1 protein-coding gene and 1 pseudogene are annotated in these 1,367 nt (G+C 52.3%); both read right to left on the reverse strand.

What is annotated here, in order from left to right; translation table 11 throughout:
• Window positions 1-129, reverse strand: a pseudogene (locus JF66_RS22685) (DNA polymerase III subunit beta); the annotation flags it as partial.
• 375 nt (window positions 130-504) lie between these two features.
• A partial coding sequence (gene dnaA / locus JF66_RS20450) for a chromosomal replication initiator protein DnaA (protein WP_035880770.1) occupies window positions 505-1,367 on the reverse strand: 863 nt, incomplete at its 5' end.

Raw genomic sequence — 1,367 nt, forward strand, 5'->3', positions numbered from 1 at the left:
GATCAAGCCCGTCTCGGTGGCTTCAATCAGCACACCGCTCAGGATCGGCAACGTCGTGCGCTGCGGGAGAAGTTTGACAGCAAAAGAAACAGCTTCGCTGAAAACGTCACGATTGGCCTGAAATCTCACGAAATGGCTCCTGTTCGATGAAAGGCCGAGGAATGGCGGGGTGGGCCTCAACCCTAGCTCGCTTCTGCAACGGATCGTTGAATCCAGCCTCCCGTCGTCAAGGTTGTCGGATCGAGAGAAATTTAAGTTAAACGTTAATGTTCTTAACCGCTGTGGAAACTGTGGATAACTCTGTGAATTCCAGTTAAACGCTGGGAACTACACGAATGTAACTTGTTGACGGGTTGTGGAGAAGTTAACACTTAACCGGAATGTCCGGAGTTAACTTAAGTGGAGTTTCCACAGGCACCCGGCCTGTTTCAACAGGCTTTGACGCGTTTAACTCTTAAATTCCACAGGGTTATACACAGGTGCAAAAGTGAGAATGACGGCGATTTATTTGTAGCGGTGGTCCTGTTTGATGCGATTCGTGAGTTCTGTGACCTGGTTGTAGATCGATCGGCGTTCTTTCATGAGTTCACTGATCTTCTTGTTCGCGTACATCACAGTCGTGTGATCCCGATTGCCGAACAGCTGCCCGATTTTCGGAAGCGACAGGTTGGTGAGCTCGCGGCATAGGTACATCGCGATCTGTCGGGCCGTTGCGATCGCCTGGCTGCGTGAGGAACCGTAGAGATCATCAACCGAAAGCTTGAAGTAATTGGCGGTGTTGGTGATGATGTCCACCGGAGCGATGACATTGTCGTCGTCCAGGGTGATGAGGTCCTTCAAGACCGTCTGCACGAGATCCATATCGACCGGCGTGCGGTTGAGACTGGCGAAGGCCGTCACTCTGATAAGCGTGCCCTCAAGTTCTCGAATATTCGACGAGACCTTGGAAGCCATGAATTCGAGGATGTCGTGTGGCACCTGGAGCTTTTCACTCTGAGCCTTCTTGCGAAGAATCGCGATCCGGGTCTCGAGGTCGGGCGCCTGAACGTCGGTGATCAGACCCCATTCGAATCGTGACCTCATGCGGTCCTCGAAACCAGTGAGGTGCTTGGGAGGGAGGTCGCTTGTGATCACGACCTGCTTGTTGTGATCGTGCAGGGTATTGAACGTGTGGAAGAACGCTTCCTGGGTCTCCGCCTTTCCCTGCAAAAACTGGATGTCGTCGATCATCAGGATGTCGATGTTGCGATATCGAGCTTGGAAGGCGGAACCACGGTTATTGGCGATCGAATTGATGAAGTCGTTGGTGAATTCCTCGCTACTCACGTAGCGAACACGGATTCCGGGGTACAGGCTCATCGCATAGT

Origin of the sequence: Cryobacterium sp. MLB-32 (assembly GCF_000738085.1) — a bacterium.
Classification (GTDB): Bacteria; Actinomycetota; Actinomycetes; order Actinomycetales; family Microbacteriaceae; genus Cryobacterium.